The organism is Microvirga puerhi (assembly GCF_020089865.1).
GTDB classification, from domain to species: domain Bacteria; phylum Pseudomonadota; class Alphaproteobacteria; order Rhizobiales; family Beijerinckiaceae; genus Microvirga; species Microvirga puerhi.
Map to the genome: position 1 here is coordinate 48,112 of NZ_JAIRBM010000021.1, position 21,301 is coordinate 69,412.

Genomic DNA, 21,301 nt, shown 5'->3' on the forward strand with positions numbered 1-21,301 from the left:
TCCGCCCATTCGTTTCGAGCGCATGAGCCAATGCCTCTAAGTCGATAGAATCGGGCCGGAAGGGGCGCAGCGCTCAAGATGAAAGAACAGAGCATGCCTGATCCGCGGGCTCATATATGTAGGTCTGTTGCCAGACCTCTTGCTGCCGCGGCTGGTTTCGCCGCCGATGCTTGGCAGGCGTAAAGCCCAGTTCGGTGAGTACGCACCCGGCCGAAGGATTGTTCACGGCATGACCCAAGAGCAGTCACTTCAGGCTGGAGAGCGCCAGAGCGAATATCTGCACGGCACCTGCCACCTCGCTGGCAAAGACTCTGCCCCAGTGCGCCTCATCGCTGCCAGACAGCCCCAAGTTTAGGAGGTCTACCCCGGTAATGCGGAGAGAGTCGCAGAATTCTGCTTCTCACGAGGAGCGGCATCACTATCGGTATGTTTGATAGAGACCTCTTTGAGGAGATCCAATATGAGAAGCCGTACTGTTCGCGAACAGCAATCCCTGCTTGCGGTGTAATATCGAGCGCGTTACGCATATTCCTTTGAAATTTGTAGAAGGCGCTCTTCATGGGCCGAGGTAACGATCATCGTGATCGCCGACGTCAGTTCGGCGCACAACCTATAGATTCCTGGGGTGACTATGCGCCTCAACCATCATATGGGCGACCAACGCGCCAGCCGAGATCTGACTCGGCGCCCGGGGGGGAGGCGGAGGCTCGGGTCAAATGGTTCAATCCCGAGAAAGGCTTCGGCTTCGTCGCGTTAACCGATGGCTCGGGCGAAGCCTTCCTGCATATCCGTCAAGTCGAGGCTGCTGGCCACATAGCTTTAGAGCCTGGCACGACTCTGAGGGTGAAAGTTGGGCCCGGGCAGAAAGGCCTGCAGGTTAGCGAGGTCCTTGGCGTAGATGCCAGCACGGCCACACCCGAACTACCACGGCGCGCGTCTCCGGCCAGACCGGAACAGTCTAACGATAGTCCAGAGCAGGGTGCATCGCAGCAAAGGACTCAGGAGACCGTGGCTCGATCCGTGAGCGGCTCCCCGACAATCGCCGGAACCGTGAAGTGGTATAATTCAGCGAAGGGATATGGCTTCGTCTCGATTGAAGGCGAGAGCAAGGATCTTTTCCTTCACATCTCGACCGTTGAGCGTGCCGGCCTCAAGAGCTTGGCGGAGGGCCAGCCCGTTCTCGTTTCCGTTGTGGACGGCCGTAAGGGGCGGGAGGTTGGCGCGATCGAGCCCGCATAGCGGCAAGCCCCGCTTGAGAAGTAGATACCTTAGCCCAAATAGCAACTATATATCGCAATATTCAGCGCAAGCCGGAGATATCACGGCTTGTGCCAAGCCGACATGTCAGAGTCAGAGGCTGCAGCTGCACCACGGGCCATAATGTATCTCGCCGTCACATCGGGCGGTACCTGCCGCAGATCGATCTCCAGGCAGCTCGTTGCGCTCATCGTCACTTCCGGTCCCTCTCATCCCTCCTGTAGCAGCTCATCAGGCGGAGCGAGTTTCAAAGCTGCGACAGGGCCTCGCCATGCTGCATAGTTTAGTTCTCCTACGCTGGATTATAATAGGTCCTAGATTTAGGTAATATCAGATTAGCCCTTGTGTTGACCCTGCAATCACAAACTATTCCAGATCGGTATATCTCAGAACGATTTTGCATTAGACTTTGTGAGACAAAGCCAAGACGTTTTCCTTTGCATGGCGCTTTAGGATGAGAACGGAAGTAACCGTTCAAGGCCGACGCCGAGCGACCCGGAAAACATGCTTGGGGATGGCCACGTGCAGAAGTCCGTTTCGAGAGCCTCGCAGCGTCGCCTTCGTGTCAGCGAACTGCATGAACTCTTCGTCGAGGAACAGGGCAATCCCCAGGGGGTACCGATCGTGTTCCTGCATGGTGGACCCGGTGCCGGGACATCGCCGGCACAGCTTCTGACGTTCGATCCGGCAAAATTCCGCATCATATCGTTCGATCAGCGCGGAGCCGGACGCTCGACGCCTCATGCAGAGCTCAAGGAGAATACGACGTCTGCCTTGATATCGGATCTCGAGCGCATCCGCGATGCCCTTGGCATCGAGCGCTGGTTCGTTGCCGGCGGTTCATGGGGAAGCTGCCTCGCGCTCGCCTATGGCGAGGCCCATCCGGACCGGTGCCTGGGCTTTCGTCTCCATGGGATATTCTTGGCTGATGCCGCTGACATAGAGTGGTGGTTCAATGGAAGTCGAATGATCTTTCCGGATCGCTGGGAGATTTTCTCGTCCTTCATCCCTGAGGATGAGCGACACGACCTGCTTTCGGCTTATTATCGGCGCCTCACCTCCGAAGATCCAGATCGCTGCATCGAGGCTGCGATTGCATTGCGGACGTTCTCCGCAACCACGCAGACCTTCCGGCCGGATGAGGGCCATGTCCGCAAGCTCGTCGAACCTGCTGCCGCACTCGCGGTTTCTCGCATCTTCACGCATTACTGCGTCAATGGCGCGTTCCTCGAACCGGGCCAATTGCTCAAGAATATCGACCGCATCCGTCATCTGCCGTGTGAGATCGTCCAGGCTCGTTACGACACCGTCACCCCGATGGCCTCCGCCTGGGCACTTCACAGGGCCTGGCCCGAAGCGCGTTTCACGATCGTGACAGAAGCCAACCACCAATCCACGCACGGCCCGATGGCAGAAGTACTTCGCGAGGCAGCCGATCGGCTGTTCCTGACCTTTATCGAAGCGACCGCATGAGGGGTTGAAATGCTGGAGCGCCTAAAACATCGAATTATCGCCGCCGATATCGAAGCCTATCTTGAGATCCGCAACGCGAAGTCCCCTGCAATTTCGTTCGACGGCGCACTCATTGCCTATCTTAGTGACGAAAGCGGTTTCAACCAAATCTGGCTAAAGCCGGCAGCAGGTGGAGCACCCTGGCGTCTGAGCCGGACCGGCGAGCCTATCAGTTCCATCGCCTTCAGTCCCAAGAGTCGCGATCTTCTGTTCACCATGGATTGCGGAGGGGATGAGCGCCACCAGCTCTGGTATATTCCCGAGTCGTCGGGTGTCCCAATCCAACTGACCGACGATCCTAATACCGTCCATGTGTGGGGCTGCTGGGCGCCGAATGGCAAGCATATTGCCTTCGCATCGAACGCGCGCAGCAAGACCGACATGGATATTCATGTCATGGACGTGGCAACTCGCAAGTCACGCTGCGTGCTTCAAGGTGAGGGCTTCCGCGAAGCGGTGGCTTTCTTCCCGAATGGAACCTCCCTGCTCGTGCGCGACTCCCGCCGCGCGATGAATGATCAGGAACTCTACCGGCTCGACTTGCAGACCGGAGAAACCTTGCCGATCCTGACATCCAAGAGTCGTGCTCGCTACCTCACGCCCAAAATGCTGAAGGACGAAAGCGGATTCCTGGTTATCACCGACCGAGGTCGCGAGTTTCAAGGAGTGGCCTTCTGTCAGTTCTCTGACAAGTCGCTCACGTTCCTCGTCACTCCCGAGGCGCAGGATATCGAGGCCATTGCGCTCTCGCCGGATCAATCACGGATTGCCTGCGTTTTCAATCAGGAAGGCTGGAGCCAGGTCGTGATCTACGACCGGGCTGCCGGAACACAGCGTACCCTGAACGGGCATCCTCCAGGTGTCATTGCCTCCGTCCTCTGGACCCCCGATGGTCAAGCCCTTCTGTGTGCTCTGGAAGGGGCAGCGACGCCATCGGATCTGTGGCGTGTAGGCCTGGAGGCTGGCACCTTTGAGCAGATCACACAGTCGTCGAAGGCAGGCATCGATCTTAGCGCGTTCATCGAGCCGCGCGTGGAGCGCACGAAGAGCTTTGATGAACACGACATCCCCTTTCTTGTTTATGAGCCGACAGTTTCGCCTCCGTCGGCAGGCTACCCGGTCGTCATTATTGTCCATGGCGGCCCTGAGGCTCAATGGACGCCGACCTTCAGAGCGGATATCCAGTTCCTGCTTGCACAGGGCGTGATGGTGGTAGCGCCCAACGTTCGTGGAAGCACCGGTTATGGTCGGACCTATCAGCATCTCGACGACCGCGAGTTGCGCATGGACAGCGTAGCTGACCTCAAGGCCGTCGGTACAGCAATCGGAGCTCGCGAAGACGTCGATGAGAGTCGTATCGCTCTCTTCGGACGCTCCTATGGCGGGTTCATGGTTCTATCCGCCCTTACCGAATATCCGGAGCTTTGGAAACTCGGCGTCGAATTCTACGGTATCGCGAACTTTCTGACTCTTCTCGAAACGACAGGCCCCTGGCGACGCGCCCTCCGTGCAGCAGAATACGGCGATCCTGACACCTTGAAGGATGCGCTTGAGCGGTTCTCGCCCATCCACCGTATCGATCGTGTGAGGGTTCCGCTGATGATTGCGCAGGGGTTGGACGATCCGCGCGTTCCGCCCGGCGAAAGCGAAATGGTCTATTCGTGCCTGCGGGGCCTTGGGCGGACGGTCGAATATTATCGCATCCCCCATGAGGGACACGGTTTCGCCCGCATCGAAAACCGCCGCACAGTCTTCGGCGCCCTCGCGCGGTTTCTGGAGCGCTATCTCTGAATCGGACCTTTCATTAGGAGAGTCACGTGACGAATTCCGCCCGAATTTGGCAACTCGTGGATTCGAAAAAAGCGACGTTTGAAGCTCTCAGCGATCGCATTTGGGGAATGCCTGAGATTGCTTACACGGAATACTGCTCCGTCGCGGAGCATACGAAGGTTCTGAAGTCCGAGGGCTTCCATATTACCGAAAACCTCGCCGACATTCCAACGGCGGTGATGGGAGAAGCTGGTTCGGGTGGGCCCGTGATCGCCATCCTCGGCGAGTATGATGCGCTGCCGGGGCTCAGCCAGGAGGCCGGCGTTGCCGAACCTCGACCGCTTCCGGGAAACGGCCACGGGCATGGCTGTGGTCACAACATGTTGGGTTCAGCCGCGTTGCTCGCCGCAACGGCGATCAAGGATTGGCTCGTGGAAACGGGCAGACTGGGTCGGGTTCGCTATTATGGCTGCCCGGCTGAAGAAGGTGGCGCGGCAAAGGCCTTCATGGTGCGCGCTGGTGCCTTCGACGACGTCGATATTGCCATCTCGTGGCATCCCGCTTCGTTCACCCGTGTCGACGAGGCCCTATCGCTCGCCAACACACGGATGGATTTCAAGTTCACAGGGCGTGCATCGCATGCAGCTGCTGCTCCCCACCTTGGCCGAAGCGCACTCGATGCCGTGGAGCTGATGAATGTAGGCGCCAACTATCTGCGTGAGCACGTCCCATCGGATAGCCGCATTCACTATGCGTTGCTCGATGCCGGCGGCATCGCGCCCAATGTCGTTCAGGCAACCGCCAAGGTGAGATACGCCATTCGCTCTCGCGACCTTGCGGGAATGCTTGCCTTGAACGAAAGGGTCAAGAAAGTCGCGGAGGGCGCGGCCTTGATGACCGAGACAAAGCTCGAGACCAGCATCATGAGTGCAGTCTCCAACCTACTCGGTAACACGCCTCTCGAGGAGGCCATGCAAGCGAACCTGAATCGTTTAGGTCCTGTCCCCTTCGACGCAGCCGATCGTGCTTTCGCAACCAAGATTCAGGCCACGCTGAGCAAAGAAGATATCGAGAACGACTATCTTCGTGTCGGAGTGTCACCCAGAGCAGACGCTCCTCTTTGCGACTTTATCGTGCCACGGGACAGCGAGGGCGTTCCGATGATCGGATCGACAGACCTCGGCGATGTGAGCTGGGCAGTACCGACAGTGCAGGCTCGTGTCGCGACCCATGCCATTGGAACGCCGGGCCATTCCTGGCAGATCACTGCTCAAGGAAAGATGCCAGCCGCGCACAAGGGACTGATCCATGCAGCGAAGGTCATGGCCGGGACCGCGATAGACGCTCTGTCCGACGAAACCCTCCTCGCACGTGCAAAGCGTGACCACAAAGAGCGCACCGATCGCACTCCCTATATCTGCCCTATTCCGCCCGACGTGAACCCTCCGCTTCAGCCGCGACCGGCAGAAGCAGCATAGAACTACAACAATTGCGCAACGAGTCGACGGATCAGCAGGCCGCCGGCTCCATCACAACAAAACAGAGAGAACTCCGATGTCGATCCTCGGCCGAAATGCTGCCTATAACCGCTCGCATCGCGTCGCTACACGCGCGAGTACCATAGCCCTTATACTTGGTGCATCTACCCTTGCGACTTCCGCTGCGACCCCGCCCACCGCACTCGTCATGGCCTGGAATATTGACGCGATTAGTACATTCGACCCCGCCCAGATCGGCGAAGTCGTCACGAATGAAATCATTCAGAACACATGCGACCCCCTCGTTGACTTCGACACAACCGACGAGACCAAGGTTGTGCCACGCCTTGCCAAGAGTTGGGACGTTTCCGAGGACGGAAAGCAAATCACTTTTCATCTTCAAAACGGAATGAAGTTTCCATCTGGCAACAAGGCCACAGCTGGTGACCTCGCATGGTCCTTGCAGCGCGTTGTGAAACTCGGCCTAGGAAATGCGGCAACGCTCACCGAATATGGGTTCACTAAGGACAATGTCGACCAGATGTTCACCGCACCGGACGATACGACACTGGTAATGAAGCTCGACAAGCCCTATCCAGTGTCGCTTGTTCTCCAAGCTATCGCCGCAAACCGTGTCTCCGTACTCATGGATCGTCAGACGATCATGAAGAATGAGGTCAACGGCGATATGGGTAACAAATACCTCGCGACGCGCACTGAGTGCGTCGGTCCCTATCGTTTGGCCAAATGGAATGCCGGTGAGGCAGTCGTCCTACAGGCCAATGAGGATTATTGGGGCAAGAAGCCGGCTCTGAAGCAAGTTCTCGTCCGTCACGTTGCTGAAGCTGGAACCCAACGCCTGCTGCTAGAAAAGGGCGATATCGATGTCGCGCGTGACCTTACACCTGAGGATCTGAACGACCTTGAAAAGAACGCCGGCGTTAGCGTCGACAAGGTTCTCAAACCACAGTTGCTTTATTGGAACCTCAATAATGCGGATCCAATCTTCTCAAAGGAGAAGGTCCGGCTCGCACTGCGCTATCTGATCGACTACGATGGTCTAGCCAAAACGGTCATGGCCAATATCGGCGTGCCGCGTGCCAGCTTCGCACAGATCGGCGCGGTGGGAGCTCTGGACGAAAAGGAAGGCCAACCTTTCAAGGTCGATCTCGCAAAGGCCAAGCAGCTACTCGCTGAGGCGGGTTATGCAGACGGTTTCGAGGCAACTTTGTTCATCGGAACACATTCATATGCGTCTCCCATAGCGCAAAGCGTTCAGGAGAATGCCGCAAAGGTTGGTGTGAAGCTGAAGATCGAGCGCATGTCAAATGCGCAACTTTTTAGCCGCGTTCGTGGGCGTGAGTACCAGACGACGATCCAAGGTTGGCAGACCGGCGTGCCAGATGCTCACGGCAACGCCTCGAGACAAATCTACAACCCGGACAATCGGATCGAAGCAAAGCAAACCATGTATCCAAGCTGGCGATCCGCATATTTCTCGGAAGACGTAAACAAAAAGGTTGACGAAGCACTTTTCGAGAAGGATCCAGCGAAACGCGTGCAACTCTATCATGCTCTTCAACGTGACATGATGGAGAAGGGACCTCAGGCCTTCATGTTCCAGATGTACAATGTGGCAGGCGTGCGCAAGTCCCTAAAGGCATGGACTTGGAACGGTTTCCGCACATACTACGATCTAGCGTCCAAGTAGGATCGAGCGAATGGCTGGCACTGCCGTCGCCTCCACCCGTCTCCCTGTGCAGAAAAGGCAGAGTGGCCGGAAGCGCTTGGTGCGCACCGTCGGCCGGACAATGCTGTCGGCCGCTGCGACGCTACTCGGCCTCGTCACGCTAACCTTCTTCATCGGGCGTCTTCTACCGCTCGATCCTGTGATCGCGATCCTGGGGGACAACGTCTCCCAGGACGCCTACAATACGATGTATCGCAAGCTGGGCCTCGATCAGCCACTCATCGTCCAATACGGTCTTTACCTCAAGAACGCGTTCAGTTTCGACTTCGGTGATGCGCTGACATCCGGTCGGCCGGTTCTAGAGGATATCGGACGCGTATTTCCCGCTACCATCGAACTCGCAACGGTTGCGGTTATCATCGGGACCGGGCTCGGTATTCCGATGGGCGTGTTGTCGGCGATGTACCGCAACTCCCTGATCGATCATGTGGTCCGCATGATCGGATTGATCGGGTACTCAACTCCCACTTTCTGGCTCGGGCTCATGGGCCTTACAGTATTCTATGCGAGTCTCGGCTGGGTCGCTGGGCCAGGGCGAATCGACTTCGTCCACGAATTCAGCATCGAACCAGGAACAGGCTTTCTCTTGATCGATACGACTCTGCAGGGTCAATGGGATGCATTCTGGAACGTCATCAGCCACATCGTCCTACCAGCGTCCATTCTGTCATTCGGAGCGCTGGCCTATATCAGCCGCATGACGCGCAGCTTTATGATTGAACAGTTGGGCCAAGAGTACGTCATCACGGCGCGCGTCAAGGGGATGTCCTGGGCACGCACAGTATGGGTTCATGCCTTCCGCAACGTGGCCGTCCAGGTCGTGACTGTCGTTGCCCTTTCCTACGCCTTTCTTCTCGAAGGAGCTGTTCTGACCGAAACGGTTTTCGCTTGGCCTGGATTTGGCAGGTACCTCACCAATGCCCTTCTGGCCGGCGATATGAATGCGGTCGTTGGGTGCACGCTGCTGATCGGGGCGATCTTCGTCACGATTAACCTCCTATCCGACGTGCTCTACCGAATTTTCGATCCTCGAACCCGATAGGGAGCCATTATGAGTGATCCACTCACAGCTGCGCCCCAAGCTGGTGCCTTGGCAACGTGGCTCGCGGCACCGGTTCCTGCCTCCCGCGCCCAAGCGCAGGCGCAACAATTTTGGCGAGCAGCCTGGCGTCTGCGCTACAACATCTCGGCCCTGTTCGGTCTGGGCATTATCCTTCTCCTTCTGCTGGTCGCGTTCTTCGCGCCTTTGATCGCCACCCACGACATCTATGCCCAGGATCTTGCCTCGCGCCTCCAGCGTCCGTCGTTTAGCCACTATTTCGGAACCGACGAACTTGGTCGCGATATCTTCAGCCGTGTTATCTTTGGATCACGTATCACGCTTTATATCGCGCTTTTGACGGCCGCGATCGCGGCCCCTCTCGGTCTGGTCGTTGGAACCGCCGCAGGCTATCTTGGCGGTTGGATTGACATTGTTCTCATGCGCATTGTCGATGTTTTCCTGGCTTTTCCAAGTCTTATCTTGGCACTCGCCTTTGTGGCAGCGCTCGGGCCAGGTATTGAGAACTCCGTCATCGCAATCTCACTGGCTTCGTGGCCGCCCATCGCTAGACTTGCTCGCGCTGAAACCCTCACCATCCGCACGTCCGATTATGTTGCGGCTGCGCGACTCCAAGGAGCGTCATCGTGGCAGATCATCTGGTCGGACATCGTGCCGATGTGTATCCCGTCAGTGATCGTCCGCATAACGCTCAACATGGCCGCAATCATTCTGACAGCTGCGGGTCTCGGCTTTCTGGGATTGGGAGCCCAACCGCCAAGTCCGGAATGGGGCGCCATGCTTTCAACGGGACGTGAATTCATGTTGACGAACTGGTGGATCGCAGCGGTTCCGGGTTGCTCGATTCTTGTGGCGAGCCTTGCTTTCAACCTGTTCGGTGATGGTCTACGCGACATCCTGGATCCGCGCCATGGATAAGCCGCTGATTGATATTCGGGATCTCTGGATCCGATTTCCCGGCGTTCATCGAAGCATCGATGCGGTGCGAGGTATCTCGCTTACCATTGGGCGAGAGAAGGTCGGGATTGTCGGCGAATCTGGATCCGGCAAGTCTCTGACTGGCCGTGCCATTCTGAAGCTCGCGCCGAATTCCGCCCGTATTACCGCGCGTCGGATGGACTTCGACGGCATCGATCTTCTGGCCGCGCCGGAGCGGAAGATGAGGGCCATTCGAGGGAATCGGATTTCGATGATCCTGCAGGATCCGAAGTTCTCGCTTAACCCGCTGATGAGGATCGGGAATCAGATCATGGAGGCCTACCGGCTCCATCACCGCGTCAGCATTGCCGAGGCAAAGCGACGTGCGTTGGCGATGCTGGAGGCCGTGCACATCCGTGATCCCGAGCGCGTCTTCATGCAGCTTCCCCACGAAGTATCGGGCGGCATGGGGCAGCGCATTATGATCGCCATGATGCTGATCCCAGAACCCGACCTGATCATCGCCGACGAGCCGACCTCAGCGCTGGATGTTACCGTGCGTCGCCAGGTGCTTTCAATCCTGGACGAGCTCGTCACGCGGCGTGGAACCGGGCTTATGTTCATCAGTCACGATCTTAACCTTGTCGCAGATTTTTGCGACCGCGTGCTCGTCATGTATGCAGGTCGGATCATGGAAGACATGCCTGCTCGCGAACTCCACAATGCGCAGCATCCCTATACGCGAGCACTTCTCAACAGCCTCCCACGGCTTGACCATCCTGTCGAGGAACTCAGAGTTCCCTCCCGCGACCCGGCATGGCTGCACGAGAAAGTGATCGAACGGAGAGAAAACGTTTAATGGTCACGACGGATAATATCATCGAAACCAGAGGTCTCTCCGTAACGTTCGGCGAGAGCACCGATACAAATCGTGTGGTCGACGATGTGTCATTTCACATCAGGCATGGCGAGGCCTACGGCCTGATCGGGGAATCCGGCTGCGGAAAATCGACCATTCTGCGAGCTATCGTCGGCCTCAATCCCGATTATGATGGGGAAATTTTTTTCCAAAGCCAGACCGTTCCACACCGGCGCGACAAGTCCTTTTTTCGCAGGATGCAGATGGTGTTTCAGGACCCCTATGCATCGCTCCACCCGCGGAAGATCGTTCATCAGGTCCTCGCTGAGCCACTGAGAATTCATGGTCTCGACCGACACGAGGAGCGTATTTCGGACGTTCTTGAGGCCGTCGGCCTTGGTCGGGATTTTCGCTTCCGGTACCCACATGAACTTTCGGGCGGTCAGCGGCAACGTGTTGCAATTGCACGTGCACTCATCATAGAGCCACAAGTTCTGTTGCTCGACGAGCCGACCTCCGCACTCGATGTCTCTGTTCAAGCTGAGATCCTCAATCTTCTGAAGAAGCTCCGACGTGAAAGGGGCCTCACCTACCTCCTGGTGACGCATGACCTCGCGGTCGTCGCACATATCTGCGAGCGCATCGGCATGATGCATTGCGGCAAGATTATTGAGGAATTATCCGCAGACGAGGTTCGTGGAATGCGAGCCGTGAAAGACTATACGCGTGACTTTCTTGCAGCGAGTGTCGGGTCGCGTGCAGGCCGCATCGATCAAGAGATGCTCCCATCATGATTGAGCACAAGATCGAGGCTGAAGCCGTCGACTGTTGGCCCGAACCGAAATGGAGCAATTACCAAGACGCCTGCGTGCAACGCCATAGCGACTTCGAGACGGTCTATGAACTCGCCGAGATTCAAGCCACTGATGCTTTGATGATCATCCAGCACGGTCAAGTGGTGGCCGCTTATGGCGATCTGACGCGCAAGTTTCTATGCCACTCGATCCGCAAGAGCTTTCTCAGTGCACTCATTGGGCTGGAGGTCGAGCGCGGCACGATTGATCCGTCCCTGACCCTCGACGCCCTAGGAATTGATGATCGCGAGGGACTGAGTATTCGGGAGAAGTCAGCGACCATTTATGATCTTTTGACCGCCCGATCTGGAATCTATCATCCGGCCGGCTACGAAACGCCTTGGATGCGCTCAATCAAGGAGCCCCGGCACTCCCATGCACCGGGGACCTTCTGGTGCTATAACAACTGGGATTTCAACGCACTTGGAACGATCTACACGAATCTCAGTGGTCTGAGCGTCCACGCTGGGTTCGAGAAGTGCGTCGCACGTCCCATTGCCATGGACGACTTTCGGTTCGATGCCGAGATGCAGGACGGCTGGCTCGCTGAGGATCCTTGCTCGATTCATCCTGCCTATGCGTTTCGAATGTCGACGCGGGATCTGGCCCGGTTCGGGCTTCTCTTCCTTCGACAGGGCCGCTGGGCAGATCGACAGGTAATCCCTCATTTGTGGACTCGTATGAGCGTTTTACCGCACTCCGAAGCTGGAGATCGCGGTGGTTATGGCTTCATGTGGTGGGTCGCACGTCAGGGCGTCGCATTTCCGGGTACGATCCTGCCGGAGGGAAGCTTCAGTGCCATTGGAGCAGGTGGGCATTACTGCCTCGTCGTTCCCAACCTGGATCTTGTTGTCGTACATCGTGTGGACACGGATATACCCCTTCGCCAGGTAGATCGCTTCCAGTTTGGGACGCTTGTCGAGCGCATTCTGAGGGCCTGCCGCAATGCGCCTCAGCTCAAGTTTGAGAATCAGCCATGTCGAGCGTGATCGAGGAAATCGCACACTGGATTGCGAAGCGCGACGATTTTAGTGATCTCGCGAGAACGCGAGCAAAGCAGGCGGTGAGCGATACCTTCGCGTGTATGGTCGCTGGTTGTGACGACTTCAGTACAAAGGCTGTGCGGTCTGCTTTTGCCTTGAGCATAGGCACAGGCGGCGAGGCAAGCGTTACTGCTGGCGGGCGGTCGACGGCGGCGGTTGCTGCGCTTGTGGGTGCGACGGCCGCCCATGCACTCGACTTCGACGACAATTTCAAGCCTGGCATGAGCCACGCATCCGCGGTTCTTGTCCCAGCGCTGCTTGCAGTGGCTGAAGCTACCGGGACAGACGGCCATCGCCTCATCGATTCCTATCTCGTCGGGTTGCAGGTACAGGCCTTCGTTGGCGCGGGAGTTGGCCCCTCCCATTATACGGCCGGTTGGCATGGAACTTCCACTATTGGATGTATCGGTACGGCGGCAGGCGTGGCCTGGTTAATGGGCCTGGACACAGAGGGTATCTCTCGAGCGTTGAGCATAGCAGTCAGCATGGCTGCTGGAGTCAAAGGGCAGTTCGGAACTCCGATCAAGCCTCTTCACGCCGGATTGGCCGCCCGGAACGCTGTGGAAGCGGCAAGTCTTGCTTTGTCGGGAATGACCGGTCGGCTCGACATACTGGAGAGGCAGCAAGGTTTTCTCGAGCTGTTCGGCGGCGCGGATCCGAAGGGGTGGGACCTTGATCAGATCTCTATCACCACCGACCATGTCATCGAGACAATCGGTGTCATACCGAAGCGCCATCCCTGCTGTGGCTCCACACATCTTGTCGTCGACATGATCCTCGATCTGAAAACGGAAGTCGGTTTCGAGCCAGATGACGTGATGGCTGTCGAGACTCTGGTCGGAATCGCCAATCAGCGGAATCTTGCCTACCCAGAGCCTGTTGATGAAATGGAGGCGCGCTTCTCCATGCAATACTGCGTCGCGAGGGCCATTGCCAAAGGGCGGCTGGAATTGTCTGATTTCACTCCTGAGGCCGTGTCCGCTCATGGACGTGATAGTCTTCTTCAGCGCGTGACTATGCGGTCATATTCGGCCGAGGCCGAAAAGTTAGCGGGCGACAGTCTTCCGCATCGGCTTACACTCAAATTGCGAGACTGTCGAACATTCGATGCCGAGCGCAGCTATGCCAAAGGCGCGATCTCAGAACAATTTACAGACGAAGATCGCGTCGCGAAGTTCCTTGACTGCTGCCGTGAGCTCGGGACATCCTATGCCGCCGATCTGTTCGAGCGATTGGAATCCCTTGAGCGCGAGAGTGATGTTCGGTTCCTTGGGCGTGCCATTCAAGAGGCGCCCGAGGTGCATACGCCTCGTTCTACTGCGGCTTTGGGATGATGCTTTTGGCTGTCGAGGGCCCTTTGCCAGAACTGGTCGGCCTGCCGCCGCAGCTTATGAGCACGATAAACGCGAATCTCGACGAGGAGATCAAGGCTGGGATCACCAGCGCGCAAGAGGTCGCCGGATGCGAGTTCGGCTCTGACGAGACTCTCGGGAATCCAGGCGACACCTCGGCCCGAGAGGGCCATGGCTTTAAGAGCCATCGACAACCCGTTCTCATAGACGGTCATCAATGGGATCGGTCTCTTTGCGAACATGTCAGCGAGCAAATGCGCGAAGAAGGAGCAGTTTCCATAGCTCAGATAGTGCGCTGGCCGATGGCCTTTGCCGACCGCATGAAGTGGCGCCCCCAAGGCATTCGGTGCGGTTACAGGAACAACTTGTTCGGTACCGACCGCGATGTAAGAGAAGCGACTTAACTCATTGATGAGGGACACGGACTCGTGTGCGTACGTCAGGAGGAAATCGCAGCCGCCGTTCATCAAGGTGGATATGTTGCCGAGAAAGGAAGGGTAAGGATCGCTGAACCGAGTCAGGATCGGATCACCTGCACTTTCGAGCGATGCAATCCAGCCGGGAAAGAAAGTGAGCGAGAGAGTGTTAAGGGTCGCGAAGGTCAGGACATCTGCCGTTTGGGAGCGCATTTCACGAATATCGCGTCGCATCCCTTGAAGGAGAGCCACTGCCTCCTGGATTCGAGGAAGAACCTCGTCTCCTTCCGGTGTCAGACGCACCGGATAGGTCGTCCTGTCGACGAGAGCTACACCAAGCCAAGTCTCAAGCTGCTTAATCCGGCGACTGAGTGCCGACTGAGTGATGTTCCGTTCACTGGCAGATCTGGAAAAATTGGACGAGCGCGCCAGGCTGAGAAAATCCTCGAGCCATTTCAATTCCATGCGTTGCATTCTCCCGTCATGTCGGCGCCAAACCGCCGGTCTGATGCCATTCGCGACCCCGACGGACGAGGAGCATGCCAGAGTCCCTTTATGCCCGCAAATTAGCCTCCTTTATTGCAATGTCATTTCAAATAAGGCCAGGGATGTTCGGGCCCGTGACTGAATATATATCCCCGCTCTTTCCAGCAATAAACCAGTACAAATTGACCTGATTGGGTGGAATTGGAACGGGTGTTTGAGAGAATTTACTTGGAGCCAACGTCACGCCCATACCAGAGAAGAAGTTCAGTCCGGTTCGGCAGAAGCAGTATAGGGTTGAAACCGATGCGCTGCTTCTCCTCCACGTGCTGGCGTTTCCAGGTCCAGATTGCCCTTGCAAGTTGACCGCGATCAGGCAGGACGCCCCCAGCGACACACAATCTTCATAGAAAGTTAGATCGAGCGTCATGAAGGGCGCCTAAGCCATCGCCATCCAAGCCTAAGACATGGTGCCCGGAGGCAGGCAAACGTGAAGATCATCCAGATCACCGACACACATCTCAGCCATTTGAAGCCTCATTTCCAGGAGAACTGGAAACCTCTGGTGGACTGGGTCAACGCGATGGGGCCAGATCTGGTCGTCCATACGGGCGACCTCACCGTCGACGGGGCCGACATGGAGGAGGACCTCATCCACGGCCGCGAGATGTTGCGTGATCTTCGCTACCCGACGCTGTGCGTACCGGGCAACCACGACATCGGAGATATGCCGGGAACACGACAACCCGTCGACGACGAGCGCCTGTCGCGTTGGCGCCGCATTATCGGTCCAGATCGCTGGGTGCACGATCTCGGTGAATGGCGCCTCGTCGGGCTGAATAGTCTGATCGTCGGATCGGGAAACTCCGAGGAGCACGAACAGCTCGTGTGGCTCGAAGACACCCTCCGAACACGCGCGGGACGACGGGTCCTCGTGTTCAAGCACAAGCCGCTCTTCGTCGAGGATCCAGAGGAGGGGGAGACCGGGTACTGGGGGATGCTCCCGGAGCCGCGGCGCCAGCTGTATACGCTATTTGCGGAGCATGGGGTGGAGCTCGTTGCCAGCGGCCATTTGCATCGCGCGCGGATCGTCGACGGTGCTCTCTTCCGTTGCGTGTGGGGACCGTCCTCCGGGTTCACTGTTGGGCCGATGGTGACCATGCCAGTCGGTGATGTGTTTCTGGGCGCCGCTGTCCATACCCTTGGCTCGACCGTCGAGAGCAGCATCATTTCCTTGGCAACATTGAAGCCGTTTGTCATCGACGACGTGCTGAACGAGGTCTACCCGCCAACGCCTACGGAAGCGTCTTTGTCATGAGCGGGCTGGCTCTTCGTGGAATCTCCAAGGCCTACGGCGACAGCCACATCCTGCGCGACGTGACCATTGAGGCGGAGCCGGGCGAGTTCGTCGCGCTGGTCGGCCCCTCAGGATGTGGAAAGACGACGCTCCTGCGCATTGCCGCCGGGCTGGACCACCCCGATCATGGGAGCGTCTGGCTCGGCGAGCGGGATATGACAGCCATGCCTCCGTCCGAACGGGATATCGCTATGGTGTTCCAGTCCTACGCCCTGTACCCGCACCTGACAGCAGGACAGAACATCGCCGTTCCCTTGGCGATGCGCGACCTCACGGTTTGGCAACGACTGCCGGGGATCGGAAGCTTCGTGCCGGGCCAGCGGAAAACCCGTACCGTCATCCAGAGCCGAGTGCTGGAAACGGCCCGCAGCCTCAAGATCGATCACCTGCTGGGCCGCAAGCCCGGGCAGATGTCGGGTGGGCAACGGCAGCGTGTCGCCCTCGGGCGGGCTCTGGTCCGCAGCCCGGCCGCGTTTCTGATGGATGAGCCACTCTCAAATCTCGACGCCAACTTGCGGGTCCATACCCGTGCAGAAATCGTCGAGCTGCACCGGCTGGCAGGCGTCACAACGCTCTACGTTACCCATGACCAGGCGGAGGCCCTGAGCATGGCCGACCGCGTAGCAGTGATGATGGGTGGGCGTCTTCTCCAGTTCGACACGCCCGAGGGAGTCTACCGGAACCCGCAGCACATTGAGGTTGCCCGCTTCATCGGCAGCCCGCAGATCAACCTCCTTACCGGCGAGGTGGATGCCGCCCATGGGGTGCGCATTGGTGGCAGGCTTTTCGCCGAGGGCGTCGAGGCGGTTCCGGGATCAGCCGTGACAGTCGGAATTCGACCCGAGGCGCTGAAGCTGGGTGGTCCCGGGCAGGCAGGTCTGGGCGCCTCCGTCCGGCGCATCGAATTCCTCGGCTCCGAAACTCTCGTCTTCATCGAGCTTGCCGGGAGTGGCGGGGCATTGGTCGCGAAACTCGCACCTGATGCAGCGACGGGCTTCGGCCAGGGCCAGGCGATCACGATCGCGGCTGCCTCAGAAGACGTCCTCGTCTTCGGGCCGCAAGGCATGCGCCAGTCAGTTTCTTTGCCCATGAGGAAGGCCGCGAATGGATAGCATCGCGCTTCCCGCGAGCGGCCGAGCAGGAGCATCCGATCCGGCTGCGGCTGCCCGCCGCTCGGAGACCCTCGCCGGATGGCGCCTAGCCGGTCCCGCCGTGGCCCTTCTGGCTCTGCTCATCCTAATGCCCACCATCGCCGTGGTCACATTGAGCCTCACCGACTTCGAGCTGGGGTACGACGGCATCCGGTTCGTCGGTTTCGACAACTACATCGAACTGCTCGGGGACCGCACGTTCTTGATCTCACTCGGCAACACGCTGACTTACACCCTGATCGTGACCCCGCTGTCAGTTCTGATAGGACTGGGCGCAGCGCTCCTAATTGAGGCTGAGGTGCGCGGGCGCGCGTTGTTCCGCACGATCTACTTCCTGCCCGTGGTGTCCTTGCTCGTGGCCATGGCAACCGTCTGGCAATACCTGTTACATCCCACCATTGGACCCGTGAACGCCCTCCTGCGCTTCATCGGGATTGCCGGACCTAATTGGCTCGGCGGCAGTGACACTGTCCTCCTGAGCCTCGCCCTCATTGGCGTCTGGCAGGCGGTCGGCTTCAACATGGTGTTGTTCCTGGCGGGTCTCACGGCGATCCCACGAGAGCTTTACGCAGCGGCGGAAGTCGATCGGGCCGCTACAGCCTGGGACAGGTTCTGGCTTGTCACCTGGCCAATGCTCGGACCTACGACTCTGTTCGTCGTGACGATCAGTGTGATCAACGCGGTGAAGGTGTTCGAGACTGTCTCGACCCTGACGCAAGGCGGGCCGAACCGCGCCTCCGAGGTGCTGCTCTGGACGATCTACCAAGAAGGGTTCGTGTACCTGCGCGTCGGCTATGCATCCGCGATGACGGTCGTGTTCCTGGCGATCCTCATGGCCCTCATGATGCTCCAGTACCGCGCCCTCGATCGACGGGTTCACTACACATGACAACACGAGCCTGGAATACCGCCCGCGCCCTGCGCCTGGTGATCCTGTCGATTGGTGCGCTCGTCTTCCTCGCGCCCTACGTGTGGATGCTATCCACCGCCACGAAGCCGCGCGAGGAGATCTTCTCCTCGTCGCTGGCCCTGATCCCCCACCAGTGGGCTGCCGTAGAGAACTTCTCGAAGGCCTTCACGCGGGTGCCGATGCTGCAACTCCTGATGAATGGGGTCATCGTCTGCACCATCATTCTCGTCGTGCAGATTTTGGTTGCGCTGCCATGCGCCTATGCGCTCGCGAAGCTCCGCTTCCCTGGTGCCCGCGCACTAATAGCCGCAATCATGCTCGGTCTCCTCGTGCCGATCCATGCGACCGCGCTGCCGATCTACGTGGCGCTGAGCGGGGCAGGGGTGCTGAATACCTATTTCGCGCTGGCAGCCCCATTCCTGATCTCCGTCTTCGGCGTCTTCCTGTTCCTACAATTCTTCCGGGCGATGCCGGACGACCTGATCAACGCGGCGCGGCTCGACGGTATGTCGGAGCTCGGCATCGTGCTGCGAGTCATCGTCCCGAACGCTTGGCCTGCGATCACCGCGTTCTCGATCTTCTCCGTGGTGGCGCACTGGAATGACCTGTTCTGGCCGCAGATCGTAGTGACCGAGACCGCGATGGCGCCCCCGCCGCTCGGCCTGATCTTCTTCCGCGCCGCCGAGGCCGGGGATGACTATGGCGCCCTGATGGCCGCCACCGTGGTCGTCACGATGCCGCTGCTCGTCGCGTTTCTGCTCGCCCAGCGGCGCTTCATCGAGGGCATTACCCTTACTGGGCTGAAGGGCTGAGACCCCAACAACACGAAATCACGATCCACGCACAAGGAGAAAAGACGTGATCAGGATCAAGACGATGCTTACCGGAGTAGCGTTGGCCGCCTCGGTCGCCAGCGGGGCGCTCGCTGAGACGACCCTCAACGTTCACTACCCGATGCCGGGCTTCTTCAAGGACGTGATGGACAAGATCTCGAAAAAGTTCATGGAGGAGAATTCCGATATCAAAATCAACTTCGTCAGTCCTTCGCCTACCTACGAGGACGGGCTGCAACTAATCCTCCGTCAGGCGGGCACTGCGGAGATGCCAGACGTAACCTTCGTCGGCCTCAATCGCCTCAGGGTCGTGGCGGAGCGCGGGATCTCCGTCGACCTGAAGCCGTTCGTCGCGAAGGATGGGAACATGGCCGAGCAGGGCTTCAGCGACAACATCCTGAAGCTTGCTCAGTTCGGCGGCCAGCAGGCGGGGCTCGCCTTCGCGACCTCGAACCCAATCATGTACTACAACGCGGATCTCCTCCGCCGCGTCGGCGCAAACCCTGATGTTCCGCCCAAGACTTGGGACGAAGTGATCACCATCGCGTCCAAAATCAAGACATTGGGCGACGGCGTCCAGAGCATTGACTTCCGTTGGCAGGGCGATGACTGGATGTTCAGCGCGCTCCTCTTTGGAGCCGGCGGAGCCATGCTGACGCCGGACGAGAAGAAGGTCGCCTTCGATGGGCCCGAGGGCCTTGCGGCCATGCGGCTCCTTGATCGCATGGTGAAGGAGGGTGGGATGCCTGTCCTCACCAAGAGCAACGGTGAGCAGGCTTTTGTGGCAGGCAAGATCGGCTTCACTTTCCAGACCACCGGCGCGCTGCGCAACGTGATCACCAATGTCGGCGAGAAGTTCGATCTACGGACGACTCCGATCCCGCTGCTCTCGCCCGAGAAGGGGCGCCTGCCGACGGGCGGTAATGCTGCCGTCATGCTGACCAAGGATCCCGCCAAGCAGGCAGCGGCTTGGAAACTCATCAAGTTCGCTGCCGGACCCTACGGCGCTTCCGTTGTCGTCCCCGGTACCGGCTACGTTCCCAACAACGAGCTCGCCGCGAAGTCATCGGAATATCTGGGCGACTTCTACCAGAAGAACCCGCTCTTTAAGGCGGGCCTCGAGCAGATGCCGAAGATGATCCCGTGGTATGCTTTCCCAGGCTCCAATGGTGTGAAGGTCACCCAGACGATCGTGGACAACCTCTCGCGCGTGGTGGAACAGAAGGCTACTCCCGAGGAGACCCTCGCCGACGCCGCGCGGGAAGTCCAGCGTCTGCTTCCTCGCAAATAAAGCGATCTGGATTATTCGATTGCGCACCTGACCTTGCTTGGAGCAGGTGCGCGAAGAACCGCATTGTCCGAAATCCTCGGATCAGGCGCTCCTGGCTGGCACTCGGAGAGCCTCCAGCGGCATTATCTGGTGGACGGACGCTGACAATAAGGCCAGTGCGGCCCGATGTTAGGGATACGGAATCTAACGGGAGCGAACGGGCATTTCTCAAGAGTCATCCGGATGTCGGTCCGGGTGGGAGCAGCGGACATTCCCGGCAATTTAGCAACTTCTCACGTGACCCGAAGCGAGCCTTTAGTCGCTTGGACATTGAGCAAGGACAATGAACCAGGACGGCAACCAGAGCCCATGCCAATACCTACACTTCCCTTAAGGGCTGTTATCCGGCGACATAGGGGTCAGGAAGCGGGTTGAGTTCGCGCAAAATCAGATAGGGGTCTTGAACTCTTCCATGACGCCATCCATTTACCATCTATATAGATGGCAATTGGATGGCAGGCATGGCGAACAATGTCTACGAACTCCGGCCCAAGGCGGCGGACAGCGAGAAGATCACGATCAACCTTGGCTATGTCGATCTCGGCCATATTGATCTTCTGGTCCAGGAGGGCTTTTACTCCAACCGGACCGACTTCATTCGCACGGCCATTCGCAACCAGCTTGACCGGCATAAAGACGCCGTCACGAAGTCCGTCACACGACACCAGCTCGACCTGGGTCTGCGTCACTATAGCCGCCAGGACCTCGAGACCGTGCTGACGGCCGGCGAAGTGCTGCACATCCAGGTTCTCGGCCTTGCCAGTATCGCTAACGATGTCACGCCTGAACTGGCGCGTCAGACGATCGCCTCTCTCCATGTCCTTGGCGCCCTGCACGCCAGTCCCGCGGTGAAAGAGGCGCTCAAGGACCGCATACGCTGACCCCCGGGTAGCACCCGTCACACTGTCTAGGGCCTGCTCAACCCTTCCGCGCAGGAAGGGGCAGGCGCTGCTTTGTCCCAATTCCCC

18 protein-coding genes and 1 pseudogene are annotated in these 21,301 nt (G+C 58.5%); 18 read left to right on the forward strand and 1 reads right to left on the reverse strand.

Features of this window, described 5'->3' with window-relative positions; all coding sequences use genetic code 11:
- Nucleotides 1–558: 558 nt before the first annotated feature.
- From K9B37_RS24985 to K9B37_RS20825, 12 genes and pseudogenes are all read left to right on the forward strand, one after another.
- Nucleotides 559–879 (forward strand): annotated as a pseudogene (locus K9B37_RS24985) (cold-shock protein); the annotation flags it as partial.
- Between the two features lie 141 nt (nucleotides 880–1,020).
- A complete protein-coding gene (locus K9B37_RS24990; protein WP_224315486.1) occupies nucleotides 1,021–1,239 on the forward strand; it encodes a cold-shock protein in 219 nt (72 codons plus the stop codon).
- A gap of 540 nt (nucleotides 1,240–1,779) precedes the next feature.
- Nucleotides 1,780–2,730 (forward strand): prolyl aminopeptidase, encoded by a 951-nt coding sequence (gene pip / locus K9B37_RS20780; RefSeq protein ID WP_224315446.1) that lies wholly within the window; start codon nucleotides 1,780–1,782, stop codon nucleotides 2,728–2,730.
- A 9-nt stretch (nucleotides 2,731–2,739) separates the two neighbouring features.
- A complete protein-coding gene (locus K9B37_RS20785; protein ID WP_224315447.1) occupies nucleotides 2,740–4,560 on the forward strand; it encodes a S9 family peptidase in 1,821 nt (606 codons plus the stop codon).
- A 26-nt stretch (nucleotides 4,561–4,586) separates the two neighbouring features.
- Entirely contained in the window at nucleotides 4,587–6,017 is a 1,431-nt protein-coding gene (locus tag K9B37_RS20790) for a M20 family metallopeptidase (RefSeq protein WP_224315448.1), read from the forward strand.
- A 76-nt stretch (nucleotides 6,018–6,093) separates the two neighbouring features.
- Nucleotides 6,094–7,728: an ABC transporter substrate-binding protein gene (locus K9B37_RS20795; protein ID WP_224315449.1), complete on the forward strand. Its 1,635-nt coding sequence runs from the start codon at nucleotides 6,094–6,096 to the stop codon at nucleotides 7,726–7,728.
- Nucleotides 7,729–7,738: 10 nt separating this feature from the next.
- A complete protein-coding gene (locus tag K9B37_RS20800) occupies nucleotides 7,739–8,809 on the forward strand; it encodes an ABC transporter permease (RefSeq protein WP_224315450.1) in 1,071 nt (356 codons plus the stop codon).
- Between the two features lie 9 nt (nucleotides 8,810–8,818).
- On the forward strand, nucleotides 8,819–9,745 hold the full coding sequence (gene nikC / locus K9B37_RS20805) for a nickel transporter permease (protein WP_224315451.1): 927 nt from the start codon (nucleotides 8,819–8,821) through the stop codon (nucleotides 9,743–9,745).
- Nucleotides 9,738–10,604 (forward strand): ABC transporter ATP-binding protein, encoded by an 867-nt coding sequence (locus tag K9B37_RS20810; protein ID WP_224315452.1) that lies wholly within the window; start codon nucleotides 9,738–9,740, stop codon nucleotides 10,602–10,604. Before nikC ends, K9B37_RS20810 begins: the two co-directional genes overlap by 8 nt.
- On the forward strand, nucleotides 10,604–11,398 hold the full coding sequence (locus K9B37_RS20815) for an ABC transporter ATP-binding protein (RefSeq protein ID WP_224315453.1): 795 nt from the start codon (nucleotides 10,604–10,606) through the stop codon (nucleotides 11,396–11,398). The genes K9B37_RS20810 and K9B37_RS20815 overlap by 1 nt, the downstream gene beginning before the upstream one ends.
- Nucleotides 11,395–12,447, forward strand: a complete 1,053-nt coding sequence (locus K9B37_RS20820; protein ID WP_224315454.1) for a serine hydrolase domain-containing protein — start codon at nucleotides 11,395–11,397, stop codon at nucleotides 12,445–12,447. Before K9B37_RS20815 ends, K9B37_RS20820 begins: the two co-directional genes overlap by 4 nt.
- Complete coding sequence (locus K9B37_RS20825; protein WP_224315455.1) at nucleotides 12,435–13,835, forward strand: MmgE/PrpD family protein; 1,401 nt, start codon at nucleotides 12,435–12,437, stop codon at nucleotides 13,833–13,835. Before K9B37_RS20820 ends, K9B37_RS20825 begins: the two co-directional genes overlap by 13 nt.
- On the opposite strand, the gene K9B37_RS20830 is transcribed toward K9B37_RS20825, so the two are convergent.
- Entirely contained in the window at nucleotides 13,784–14,734 is a 951-nt protein-coding gene (locus tag K9B37_RS20830) for a LysR family transcriptional regulator (RefSeq protein ID WP_224315456.1), read from the reverse strand. The two genes, K9B37_RS20825 and K9B37_RS20830, sit on opposite strands and share 52 nt — an antisense overlap.
- A gap of 508 nt (nucleotides 14,735–15,242) precedes the next feature.
- Between K9B37_RS20830 and K9B37_RS20835 the strand changes: the two genes are divergently transcribed.
- The 6 genes from K9B37_RS20835 (at nucleotide 15,243) to K9B37_RS20860 (ending at nucleotide 21,214) form a co-directional block, all read left to right on the forward strand.
- A complete protein-coding gene (locus tag K9B37_RS20835; protein WP_224315457.1) occupies nucleotides 15,243–16,070 on the forward strand; it encodes a metallophosphoesterase family protein in 828 nt (275 codons plus the stop codon).
- Complete coding sequence (locus K9B37_RS20840; protein WP_224315458.1) at nucleotides 16,067–17,221, forward strand: ABC transporter ATP-binding protein; 1,155 nt, start codon at nucleotides 16,067–16,069, stop codon at nucleotides 17,219–17,221. Before K9B37_RS20835 ends, K9B37_RS20840 begins: the two co-directional genes overlap by 4 nt.
- A complete protein-coding gene (locus K9B37_RS20845; RefSeq protein ID WP_439651772.1) occupies nucleotides 17,214–18,149 on the forward strand; it encodes a carbohydrate ABC transporter permease in 936 nt (311 codons plus the stop codon). The genes K9B37_RS20840 and K9B37_RS20845 overlap by 8 nt, the downstream gene beginning before the upstream one ends.
- Nucleotides 18,146–18,982 (forward strand): carbohydrate ABC transporter permease, encoded by an 837-nt coding sequence (locus K9B37_RS20850; RefSeq protein ID WP_224315459.1) that lies wholly within the window; start codon nucleotides 18,146–18,148, stop codon nucleotides 18,980–18,982. The genes K9B37_RS20845 and K9B37_RS20850 overlap by 4 nt, the downstream gene beginning before the upstream one ends.
- 64 nt (nucleotides 18,983–19,046) lie before the next feature.
- Nucleotides 19,047–20,294, forward strand: coding sequence for an ABC transporter substrate-binding protein (locus K9B37_RS20855; protein ID WP_224315488.1), 1,248 nt, complete (start codon nucleotides 19,047–19,049; stop codon nucleotides 20,292–20,294).
- A gap of 500 nt (nucleotides 20,295–20,794) precedes the next feature.
- The gene (locus tag K9B37_RS20860; RefSeq protein WP_224315460.1) at nucleotides 20,795–21,214 is read left to right on the forward strand and encodes a ribbon-helix-helix domain-containing protein; all 420 of its coding nucleotides are present in this window, start codon (nucleotides 20,795–20,797) and stop codon (nucleotides 21,212–21,214) included.
- The last annotated feature ends 87 nt before the right edge of the window (nucleotides 21,215–21,301 follow it).